Below are 10,216 nucleotides of genomic sequence, written 5' to 3' on the forward strand. Positions count from 1 at the left end.
TTACCTTTAGGGAAAAGACCTTTCGTCAGTTTTCTATTGGTCGCTGCAAGGTCGGGGTTTCTTACAGAACAGAATACCGAAACCCATCGCGTCAGTGATTTAGTGGTGGAAAGTCGCACACTGTATCGGCGCCGACAAAATGCAGATCGGCAAACCCTGCGCGGGCCTGTTCACCGGTATTATCCGTATCCGATGCCACCGCCAGCAGTCTTGCCTTGAATCCCTGCCTACCAAAGGCCTGCTCGGCATCCGTCAATACATTGCGCCGCTCAATAATCCATTGACCGGCGTTGCTGGCGCCGGATTGCAACACCCGCATATGGGTACGCTCGGTGTAGGCGTTTGGCCGCTCAGTTCCTACCGGGTAGCGGTTATCCCAGACGTAGCTGAGTGCGGCATCGGGAGCCTGAGCGCCGAACAACCGGTGCGCCAACCCCAGCTGGAGCCGGGTACGCCAGTCCATTGCGTCATCCGGCAAATCAAAAGCCACATAGACCCTGGCGGCGTAGTCATCGCCTGGTTTTTGCGCCATGTCCGCTGATTTGAGTGGAGCATCCACTCGCCAGTGCCAGCACAGAACGGGCGTCGCAGCCAGATCCACGTCCAGCGATCTGGCCAACAGCGCCATGCTCGCATCCGCCACGGCCTCAATAGCCATGGCCCCGTCCCAGCGGTTGATCCGGTAGTGCGTTGGTGGAACATCAACAGCGAACCGAACCACCTGCCAGGGCTGCGGCGGTACCTGGGCTTCCCGGGTAAACACCCCAACCGGCACGGTTGAAACCGAGGTGTCCGCCCAGGCGGAAGATGGCATGGCCATGAGGTTACCGATGGCCAGCACTAACACGGGCCATATCGCGATTCTCATGGCAGCCAGCCTGCCGGCAGCCATTGCAAATCCTGCGGTTCGTCAATGTCGTGTAACGACGCCAATCGCTTGATCGACCAGCCTTCGGCCAGAATGCGCTGTTGTGTCAGCCTGGCAACGGAGGCCGTGCTCCAGGGCATGACCTCGAACAGGGACGGCAGATGTCTTTGCAAGCCCAACAAGGCGTAGCCGCCGTCACTGACGGGGAGCAGACAGGCATCGTGCCGCCTCAACTCTGTAGCCGCTTCGCGCAACCTTGCTGCCGTCAGGCCGGGGCAATCGGTGCCGATCAGCAAGACAGCCTCATCCTTGCCCGTCACCCTTTGTGTTGCCCTGGCCAGACGCTCACCCAGATCGCCTTCCCCCTGCTCAGACCAACACACCGATTCGGGTATGGCAAGCTCGCTCCAGATTGGGTGTTGTATGGTTGGCGCCACGCACAACTCCACCGGGCCAATATCCGCCGTCAGAGCCTGCGTAATACAGTGAGCTAACAGCCTCTTGGCGAGATTGGCGGCCCTCTCCGCACCCAATGCGGGACTCAGCCGAGTCTTGGCGAGACCGGGCAATGGCGCCTTGGCGAAGATCAGAATGCGAATCGGCCTGATCGATATATTCGTTGATGTTTTCATCGATACAGCCTGGACAATCGCTCGGCCGGTTCACCCCGCCAATATGCCCAGCGCAGGCGCCACATCAGCCGGATGGTGGGCCAAACACCACCTTGCAGCCATCGGCGTCCCGAAGTGATCACCCGCGCCGTAAGGCATTGAGGGCGCCCTCGTCGCTTGAGGCGCCTGGAAATTTCGATATCCTCCATCAGGGGCAGGTCCGGAAATCCATCGATGGCGGCAAACATGGCCTTATCCACAAAAATAACCTGATCGCCGGTCGCAATCCCGGTGATCCGGGACCGGCAATTCATAAAAAAGGCAACCACGCCAAGCATCCACTTGTCACCGCTCAGTTGAACATCAAAACGTCCCCAGTGCCGTTTTTTCAATGCCTCAATAATTCGCTGATCCGCATCCGCAGGCAGCCGGGTGTCGGCATGTAAAAAAACGAGTGCCTCACCCTTAGCTTTAGCGGCGCCGGCATTCATTTGCCGGGCACGACCTCGAGACGCCCGGAGCACGGTAAAACCGATGGCTTCTGCTACCTCTGCCGTGCCATCGCTACTGCCGCCATCGACCAGCATCACTTCGCAACCATTGCGTTGCCATTGCTGTAAATGAGCCAGCAGTTCCGGTAGCAGCTCGATTTCATTGAGTATCGGCACGATGATAGAAATCGCCGGGCTCAGCCGGTGTACTCTTTTGTCAGGATTTTTTATTAAGGCGCCAGTCATAATCCAGAAACTCAATATCGGCATCACCGGTTTTCAGTTTTTTCGCCATGGCGTTTGAAAGCCCGAGCTCATCAGCGTGAATCAGCAGGAAATCCTCCAGCCGGTTGAAGCCTTGCCAGCCTTTCTCAAAATCTTCGCGATACCACTTGAAGATCACAGACAGTTTTATCGTCGCATTTTCAACGTGATTACGGTTTCGATCACTTAGGAACAACGTGGTTTGTTCGTCCAGCTGCTGGTCGAGCCTGCTGCCGTGGTAGGCTTCGGTTCGCAGTGCCGGACAACCGATACTGGCACAGTTGACCGCAAAGTGGATGCGGGGATCGTTATAGCGACTCGAGCCACGGATCAAGCCGTGCTCGATATCGTCCAGCGTGCGCGTCTTGCCCAACAAGGACACAAATTCTTTGCTCCAGGGCGAACTGAACAGTCCCCCCAGATCCTTGATTGACGTAAGGTCTGGCCACGTGGTCAGAATTAGCTCAACGGTCCAGGCATTGTAGGCGTTGATCAAGAAGGCCAGCTGGTCCTGTTGCGACCATTGATTGAATTGTGTCTCGGAGACCGAAGAAAGCGCATTCAAGTACTGCTTTAGATCCTGCCGATCCGCTTTCATACCTTGATAATCAAGGGCTGTTGCCTGGCCACCGTTGATCGGGAGCACATGGGTCGCCATCAGTCTGTTCCAGCGCCCATGATCGAAGGCGCTCGGTTCCACTGTTTCAGCCCAGACTGTCGGTACTGCCAGAAAGCCCAGCATCAGCATCAGTAATACTTTTTTCACTACCATGACCTCGTCTCCACGAATGATATTTTTCCAACCAGGCCAGCACGCGCTGCGGCGCATGTGCGCGTTTCCACTCGCCGGCGGCGTATTTGTTGGCCTCTGCCCAGGTGGGATACGCATGGATTGTTCCCAAAATTTTGTTGAGGCCAAGGCCGTGTTTGATGGCCAACACGAATTCCGCCATTAAATCGCCGCCGTGCTCACCCACGATGGTCACACCGAGAATACGATCCTTGCCCGGTTCCGTCAGGACCTTCACGAAACCGTGGGCGGCACCATCGGCGATAGCGCGATCCAGATCGTCCAGCCCGTAGCGAGTCACCTCATAGGGAATCCCTTTTTCCTTGGCGTCCTGTTCATTGAGACCAACCCGGGCCACTTCGGGATCGATAAAGGTGGTCCAGGGGATCACCCGGTAATCGACCTTGAACTTCTTAAAGTGACCGAACAGCGCGTTGACTGCCGCATACCAGGCCTGATGCGCCGCCGTATGCGTAAACTGGTAGGGGCCGGCCACATCGCCGGCGGCGAATATATTGGGATACAGAGTTTCCAGGTAGTCGTTGGTCACGATGGTGCGGTTGGTTTCGATGCCCAGCTCTTCGAGACCATAGCCTTGCAGCCTTGCCACACGGCCCACCGCGCAGAGTAGGGCATCGAATTCGATAATTTTTTCTTCGCCATCGTGTTCCACAATCAAACGTTTGTGTTCGCCATCCTTTGCGCTAATTTTTTCAAAACGCAGCGCCTTATGATGGGTCAACACGGCCACGCCATCATGCTCCAGCGATGTTTTTGCCAGGGCGGAGACTTCTTCGTCCTCCCGTATCAGGATGCGCGGCGCCATTTCCACCTGGGTCACCTGCGAACCCAAGCGCGCGAAGCTCTGCGCCAGCTCACAGCCGATTGGGCCGCCGCCCAGCACCACCAGACGCTTGGGCGCTTCGTCCAGTTGGGCGAATTCATCCCACAGGGTATCGCTGGTGACATATCCCACCTCTTCGATACCAGGCAGCGGCGGCACGAAAGGCTTTGCACCGGTAGCCAGTACCACCGAGCGGCTGGTGAGGCGCTGTACCTGGCCGTCGTTGCGTTGGATTTCCACCGTCCAGGGATCAACCAGCTTGGCGTAGCCCTGAATCACTTCCACGCCCAGGCCTTCATAGCGCTCGACGCTGTCGTGAGGTTCGACCTTGGCAATCACGTCGTGTACCCGCTGCATGACCTTGCGAAAGGAAAAGCCCGGTTCGCTGCTTTCTAGGCCCCTTATTTCTAAACCATAGTGATCGGCCTGACGCATCTGGTGTGCGAGCTTCGCGCTCTTGATCAGCGCCTTGCTGGGCACACAGCCGTAGTTCAGACAGTCACCGCCCATTTTGTGGGCTTCGATCAGTGTTACTTTGGCTTTCACCGCCGCCGCGATATAGGCGGTGACCAGTCCGCCGGCGCCGGCGCCAATCACGATCAGATTGCGGTCAAAGTGGGAGGGTTTTTGATAATTGGCGTAAACGCGGCGGGCCTTGATTACGGCCAAGAGCTTTTTCGCCATCAATGGAAACAGCCCCAACAGAACAAAGGATGCCAGCAGTGATGGCGACAATATTCCCGCCAAGCTGTCCAACTGTGCCAGTTGGGTGCCCGCGTTGACGTACACCAGTGTGCCTGCCAGCATGCCCACCTGGCTTACCCAGTAGAAAGTGACGGCACGAATGGGGGTCAGCCCCATCAGCAGGTTAATCAGAAAGAACGGAAATACCGGTACCAAGCGCAGGGTAAACAGGTAAAAGGCGCCTTCCTTCTTTATTCCATCGTTGAGCGGTTTGAGTCGCTCGCCAAAGCGGTTCTGCACCGTATCTCTGAGCAGGTAGCGCGAAACCAAAAACGCCAGGGTGGCACCGATCGAGCTTGCAAAAGACACGATGAGAGTGCCCCACATCAGGCCAAACAAGGCCCCGGCGGCCAGGGTCATGACCGCTGCTCCCGGCAGCGACAGGGCCGTTGCCACGATATAAAGCAACAGGAAACCGCCACCCACCAAAATGGGCCGGGCAAGGCGCCAGTCTTCAAATTGCGCCAGACCGGCTTTCAATCCTTCCAGCGTTAACAGCTGATCGAGATCGAACCAAAAAAAGGCAACGACCAGCGCCGCGATCATCGTTAATAAGGTGGCTTTCTTCATCGGACTACTCCGTCGTTGTCATTTATATTTAATGGCCAAGGCTACAACGCACCACCACAGCTGCTGCCCTGGCCAGCGGTGCAGCCAAAACAGTGATCCGCCACGCATACGGATTGCTGATTCAAGTCATTTTCAAGCAGGTCGCGCAAATGACGGCGCTTGCCATCTTGAAGCGCATCTATCTGCAGCCCTAAGGCTAATTGTTGATTGAAGTCGCAATCGTACAAATAACCCTGCCAATCCACGCTCACCAGGGAGCGGCACATCACCTGATCGAGATTGTCCTGGTGAAAGTTGTCCTTCAGCAGCCGCATATAATCATGGAACTGCCCCTTGGAGATCAGTGTGGAGCCAAATCGCTTGATGGGCATATTGGCCAGTGCATAGAGCTGGTTGAATTCAATGCCGAAATGGTCGCGCAGCTCACGTTTATAGTCGGCTTCCAGGGTCTGCTGATTCGGTGGCAGGGATGGCCCCTGTGGGTTGTAAACCAGATTGAGCAGCAGACCGCTTCCCGGCTGGCCATACCCCAGCGCATTGAGCTTTTGCAGCCCCGCAATACTTTTGTCGAAGACGCCTTTGCCACGCTGCTTGTCCACATTTTCCAGCGAATAGCACGGCAGTGAGGCGACGATCTCCACCCGATGCTCCGCCAGGAACTCTGCCAGCCCTTCCTGACCCGGCTCGAACAAGATGGTGAGATTGCAGCGGTCGATCACATGAATCCCTGCCGCCCGGGCTTCAGCAACCAGGTATCGAAAATCTGCATGCAGTTCAGGCGCTCCACCGGTCAAATCAAGTGTTTTGATTTGACGGGCCTCGATCACCGGGAGGATGAGTTCCAGCGTTTCCCTGGTCATCATTTCCTTGCGATTGGGTCCGGCATTGACATGGCAGTGCAGACAGCGCTGGTTGCACTTGTAGCCGAGATTGACCTGTAAGGTTTCCAGGCTTTTTCGCCGTATGGCCGGGAAGTCAGTCACTTCCAGAAGGGGTAGGGTTGCACGCATCAAATTCTCCAGCGTCAGGGTACAAATAGTCTGTATTTGAAGCTTTGTCGGGGTAGGGGCGCAAATTCTTACACGTGCCTGGGACTCGATAAAAACAGAATGTAAGAAGTTGGCCGATTCGTACGACCAAACCGAAGTAACACAGCCTCTTGAATGATGGTTTGCTTAATCCCAAGGGGTAGTGGAGTAACGCCATGAGTGGCTTTACATTTCCTGCGGTGGGTACGGGGGGCGGATATGTCTGGAATGGTGACTGCTGATCACTTATGGATTCAAATGCTCCTGTTGGGGCGAAAACTCTCAGGCTGGTGGCGAGCATTCGTAGCTTGTCGCCTGTGTCGTAGGCTTACTCTGGCACTCTTTAGCAGCGTGCTGTTTATCGAGTTCATCATTCTTGTCCCTTCTTATCTGAACTACGAAGGTGAACTAAAACAGCAGCGTGTAACCGTCGCATTGCAGGTGCTGCGGTTCTACGTATCTGGATATTCCGGGCTTGTCCAACACGCCGACATTCTGCAAGAATTTGAGGCAGCAGGCCTGCTTTCCATTAAGCGAACGGGTTCCAGTCCTGACAACACCGAGATAGGTTCCGATCCTATTTCAACTCTTATCTACTCCATGGAAGATCATTGGAATCAAAGTGACAGCCAAGCCATGGTTGTCACATGGACGGCGGCACAAACGGGGTTGCCTTACGCTGTCAATGCCCGTATCAGCAGTAAGGGCGTATCGTCCACTATGGTCGGTTATGTGCTACGCATCACAGGTCTTAGCCTGTTTATCGCTTTCTTTGTCACCTGCTGCACGCAGGTTGTATTCCACAGAATGGTGCTGGCCACACTACTGGAGCTTAGGTTGAGAATGCAGTTGGCCGGGTACAGTAGCGATAACCCGCTACAGTTCGTGAAAGGCACTCAGCGAAACGATGAACTCGGCGATGTCGAACGCTCCTTCAATACCCTGCTGCAATTGATATCAGATCAACTTAAATCGCTCTCGACTTTGAATGGCGAACTGAATCAGCGTGTCCTGCAGCGCACACTGGAGCTGGAAGAAACCAATAAACAACTCAGCATTGAAATCAAAGAAAGGAAAACCTACGAGCAGGAACTGATCAAACGAAACTGGTACGACCCATTGACTGACTTGCCAAACCGGGCGTTATTTGAGGAACATCTTGGCCGCAGCCTGCTGCAGTCAGCAAATCAACTGTCAACGGGCGCGATAATTATACTGGGTCTCGACAATTTCAGACTGTTGAATGTGGAGGTGGGGCATCGTAACGGTGACCAGATAATCAAAGCCTATGCGAGTACTCTATGCGAACATTTCAGGGAGCCGGCTACAGTGGCCCGATTGGGTGGCGATATTTTTGCATTGCATATACCTGATACATCAGGCGACCAGGGCACGATAAACCAGGCCGTACAAAAAATTCAGACACTGGATGAACAGGGAGTGGCGATTGCCGGGGATACCCATAAGCTGTTATCGAGCATAGGCGTAGCACTGTATCCAATTGATGGCAACGACAAAGTTACACTGCTGAAGCATGCTGAACTCGCCATGCAGCGTGCCAAACAGATGCCATCGGGAAGGCTGTGTTTCTTTTCCACCGAACTTGAGGATAATTTTGTCAAACATCGGCAAATGATCAGTAATTTGCGCGAAGGCATCGCTGGCCAAGAGTTCTTTTTGTGTTTTCAAGCCCAATTCGACGCATCCGGTTCCAGAATTGGATACGAAGCTTTGATTCGCTGGCGCAGAAAGGATGGCACATTGATATCACCCGCTGAATTCATCCCATATGCAGAAGAGGCTGGATTGATCATTGCTATCGGTAATATCGTGTTAGATCTGGCTTTGCACCAGCTCTCACTCTGGCAGGGCTCCGGCAAGCACTTTCGTATAGCAGTCAATCTATCGGCGCAGCAGTTAATGGATGAGGGCTTGCCCACAAGGGTTAATGCGATGATTAAAAGATATGGGGTAAACCCGCAATACCTTGAATTTGAAATTACCGAAACGGCGTTCATGGAGAATCTGGAGCAGGCCTGTCATCTGCTTTGTCAATTGCGGGAGCTGGGTATTCAGCTTGCCATTGATGATTTTGGTACAGGCTATTCGTCGTTGTCTTACCTTAAAAAGTTGCCTGTGGATCGCATAAAAATCGATCGGGCATTTGTTGAGGGGATCCCGGGTGTGCTTGCCGACGTCACCATGTGTAAGACCATCATCGATCTGGCACACAATCTAGGCTTCAAGGTCGTCGCGGAAGGGGTCGAAACGCAGACTCAGGCGCAATGGTTGATTGATCAGGGTTGCGACGAAATGCAGGGCTTTTTGTTTGGTCGACCACTGCTGGCAGAACAGATTCACTGAGCCAGGTTATCTTATTAGGTCGATGGTGGCTGAACTATAAAGCTGACTGTCGTGAGTACTACTCATGTCGTTTATCCTCGGGTTTCTGTGAGGTATCGGCGTCACCCTCGTTTTCTGATCCCTTGGCATAGTTGTAGGCGATATCTCGAAGTGTCCCCATTTGCCTGGCAAAATTGCGGCAGCCCGAGCACATCATTACATGGAGTTTGAGTGCAGCTCGATCCTTAATGGATAGTTCCCGCTCCTGAGCATCGGATAACAAACGTGTCGCTTGCTGACAATTCATCATGGTCTTTCACCCTCAGTAAACCAGCGATTTTCCAGGCATTCGCGCAACCGCAATCGCGCCCGGTACAGCATGACATGCAAATTAGTGGTGCTAATGTTCAGCGTCTCGCAGATCTCACCACTTTCCAATTCAAGAAATTCCCGCATCATGAAAAGGCGTGCCTGGTTCTCTGGCAGGCCGGTCAAGCAGGTCTCAAAGACTCGCCAGAAATGATCCGTTTTGACGGACTCCATCGGTTGCGACCAGGATACCGGGCGTTCGTCTACCTGCCAAAAGCCTTTGGTGTCAAACAGCATATCGAGATTTTCTTCGTCCTCACCATCCCGGAGCAAACGGCTGGCTTCGATCATTCGGCTGCCCTTGCGGAGTACGTCTGCGATTTTATTTTTCAGGATGGCGAACACCCAGGTCTTTAGTGCTGAACGTCGATTAAAGGAGGCGGCATTTTTCAAGGCGCCAATAAGAGCCTCTTGAACTGCGTCTTCAGCTAACGCCTCGTCACGTAGCTGAAGGGTGGCAAATTTCAGCATTTGCATGCGCAATTCTTTAAGAAAGGTTGGGTCGGTTAAATGGGTGGTGCCGGGATCTTCTGAGTTCGCAACTGGATTTGGCTCTCTGTTCATTTATTGTTTTTCCGTTCGATTTCATTTTGTGTAGCACTGTAGGACGCTACACAATATGGCACCAGAAAGTTCATTAATACCTGTACCCAGGCTATCTCCGAGCCATTGATAAACGCAGATCCCTGATTGATCACATTCAATAATGTCCCTACTACCAACGAGACCTGAAGGGCGTTGACCACAATACTGCGCGTTATCACAATCTTGCCAAAACCACTCATGATAACGAGTCACCAAGAGTCTGCCCGTTACTCTGTTTCAGCAAACCAGAAATTGGCAGAACACCGACTATTCCGCGAGTAGTTGGAGCTATCAATGTCATATCATCTTCCGATTTCAAGTTTTATGCACTGCCAGTTCTTCCCGTTGGCGCTGCCTGTAATAGTTTTTTTGCGCCAAATATCAGTTCAAGCTCACCGCTTCAATTGTGGCAATATAGACGCTCACCGACCAGCTGTTTCTGGCTGGTCACCAGGGTAGGCCATACATGAGACATGAACGCAATAGAATAACATTGTCACTGTGTGCCCCCCCATGCCTCGGGTTAACTTTCTTTACTGCCCAAACTGGACAAATACCTCGACCAAGGCTTGCTCGAACTGACGTTCAGACACGGTTTCCAGTATAGGCATCGCCTGTTGTCCAGTCATCCCGGCAGGTGGCTGGTCGTGACGTCGAACGCATCACAGTCCCCACGATGCGTGCATCGATTGATATTTGTTCAATTCCT

10 protein-coding genes are annotated in these 10,216 nt (G+C 53.6%); 1 reads left to right on the forward strand and 9 read right to left on the reverse strand.

Annotation, left to right across the window (positions count from 1 at the left end; all coding sequences use genetic code 11):
- Positions 1-91: 91 nt before the first annotated feature.
- From ABY948_RS01150 to arsS, 6 genes are read right to left on the reverse strand one after another with little or no spacing between them, the layout of a single operon-like run.
- Positions 92-868, reverse strand: coding sequence for a DUF3047 domain-containing protein (locus ABY948_RS01150; protein ID WP_461480663.1), 777 nt, complete (start codon positions 866-868; stop codon positions 92-94).
- Entirely contained in the window at positions 865-1,500 is a 636-nt protein-coding gene (locus ABY948_RS01155) for a TIGR04282 family arsenosugar biosynthesis glycosyltransferase (protein WP_461480664.1), read from the reverse strand. The genes ABY948_RS01150 and ABY948_RS01155 overlap by 4 nt, the downstream gene beginning before the upstream one ends.
- Positions 1,497-2,240 carry a TIGR04283 family arsenosugar biosynthesis glycosyltransferase gene (locus ABY948_RS01160; RefSeq protein ID WP_461480665.1) on the reverse strand — a complete coding sequence of 248 codons (744 nt, stop codon included), beginning with the start codon at positions 2,238-2,240 and terminating at the stop codon, positions 1,497-1,499. The genes ABY948_RS01155 and ABY948_RS01160 overlap by 4 nt, the downstream gene beginning before the upstream one ends.
- Positions 2,188-3,006 carry a DUF547 domain-containing protein gene (locus ABY948_RS01165; RefSeq protein ID WP_461480666.1) on the reverse strand — a complete coding sequence of 273 codons (819 nt, stop codon included), beginning with the start codon at positions 3,004-3,006 and terminating at the stop codon, positions 2,188-2,190. The genes ABY948_RS01160 and ABY948_RS01165 overlap by 53 nt, the downstream gene beginning before the upstream one ends.
- Entirely contained in the window at positions 2,939-5,182 is a 2,244-nt protein-coding gene (locus ABY948_RS01170; RefSeq protein WP_461480667.1) for an FAD-dependent oxidoreductase, read from the reverse strand. The genes ABY948_RS01165 and ABY948_RS01170 overlap by 68 nt, the downstream gene beginning before the upstream one ends.
- A gap of 41 nt (positions 5,183-5,223) precedes the next feature.
- Complete coding sequence (arsS, locus tag ABY948_RS01175) at positions 5,224-6,192, reverse strand: arsenosugar biosynthesis radical SAM (seleno)protein ArsS (RefSeq protein ID WP_461480668.1); 969 nt, start codon at positions 6,190-6,192, stop codon at positions 5,224-5,226.
- A gap of 237 nt (positions 6,193-6,429) precedes the next feature.
- Between arsS and ABY948_RS01180 the strand changes: the two genes are divergently transcribed.
- Entirely contained in the window at positions 6,430-8,574 is a 2,145-nt protein-coding gene (locus ABY948_RS01180; RefSeq protein ID WP_461480669.1) for a putative bifunctional diguanylate cyclase/phosphodiesterase, read from the forward strand.
- A 58-nt stretch (positions 8,575-8,632) separates the two neighbouring features.
- Here the strand turns inward: ABY948_RS01180 and ABY948_RS01185 are convergent, their stop codons facing one another.
- The 3 genes from ABY948_RS01185 to nrtS are packed head-to-tail and all read right to left on the reverse strand — an operon-like array spanning position 8,633 to position 9,707.
- Positions 8,633-8,863, reverse strand: coding sequence for a zf-HC2 domain-containing protein (locus ABY948_RS01185; RefSeq protein WP_461480670.1), 231 nt, complete (start codon positions 8,861-8,863; stop codon positions 8,633-8,635).
- Positions 8,860-9,486: an RNA polymerase factor sigma-70 gene (locus tag ABY948_RS01190; protein WP_461480671.1), complete on the reverse strand. Its 627-nt coding sequence runs from the start codon at positions 9,484-9,486 to the stop codon at positions 8,860-8,862. Before ABY948_RS01190 ends, ABY948_RS01185 begins: the two co-directional genes overlap by 4 nt.
- Positions 9,483-9,707, reverse strand: a complete 225-nt coding sequence (nrtS, locus tag ABY948_RS01195) for a nitrate/nitrite transporter NrtS (RefSeq protein ID WP_461480672.1) — start codon at positions 9,705-9,707, stop codon at positions 9,483-9,485. Before nrtS ends, ABY948_RS01190 begins: the two co-directional genes overlap by 4 nt.
- Positions 9,708-10,216 lie beyond the last annotated feature (509 nt).

The organism is Porticoccus sp. (assembly GCF_041592135.1).
GTDB lineage: Bacteria > Pseudomonadota > Gammaproteobacteria > Pseudomonadales > Porticoccaceae > Porticoccus.

Excerpts from the sequence above, each read along its gene's own strand:
- ABY948_RS01155 (WP_461480664.1), bottom strand. The coding sequence starts at position 1,500 with ATGAAAACATCAACGAATATATCGATCAGGCCGATTCGCATTCTGATC.
- arsS (WP_461480668.1), bottom strand. The coding sequence starts at position 6,192 with ATGCGTGCAACCCTACCCCTTCTGGAAGTGACTGACTTCCCGGCCATA.
- ABY948_RS01165 (WP_461480666.1), bottom strand. The coding sequence starts at position 3,006 with ATGGTAGTGAAAAAAGTATTACTGATGCTGATGCTGGGCTTTCTGGCA.
- ABY948_RS01150 (WP_461480663.1), bottom strand. The coding sequence starts at position 868 with ATGAGAATCGCGATATGGCCCGTGTTAGTGCTGGCCATCGGTAACCTC.
- nrtS (WP_461480672.1), bottom strand. The coding sequence starts at position 9,707 with ATGAGTGGTTTTGGCAAGATTGTGATAACGCGCAGTATTGTGGTCAAC.
- ABY948_RS01170 (WP_461480667.1), bottom strand. The coding sequence starts at position 5,182 with ATGAAGAAAGCCACCTTATTAACGATGATCGCGGCGCTGGTCGTTGCC.
- ABY948_RS01180 (WP_461480669.1), top strand. The coding sequence starts at position 6,430 with ATGTCTGGAATGGTGACTGCTGATCACTTATGGATTCAAATGCTCCTG.
- ABY948_RS01160 (WP_461480665.1), bottom strand. The coding sequence starts at position 2,240 with ATGCCGATATTGAGTTTCTGGATTATGACTGGCGCCTTAATAAAAAAT.
- ABY948_RS01190 (WP_461480671.1), bottom strand. The coding sequence starts at position 9,486 with ATGAACAGAGAGCCAAATCCAGTTGCGAACTCAGAAGATCCCGGCACC.
- ABY948_RS01185 (WP_461480670.1), bottom strand. The coding sequence starts at position 8,863 with ATGATGAATTGTCAGCAAGCGACACGTTTGTTATCCGATGCTCAGGAG.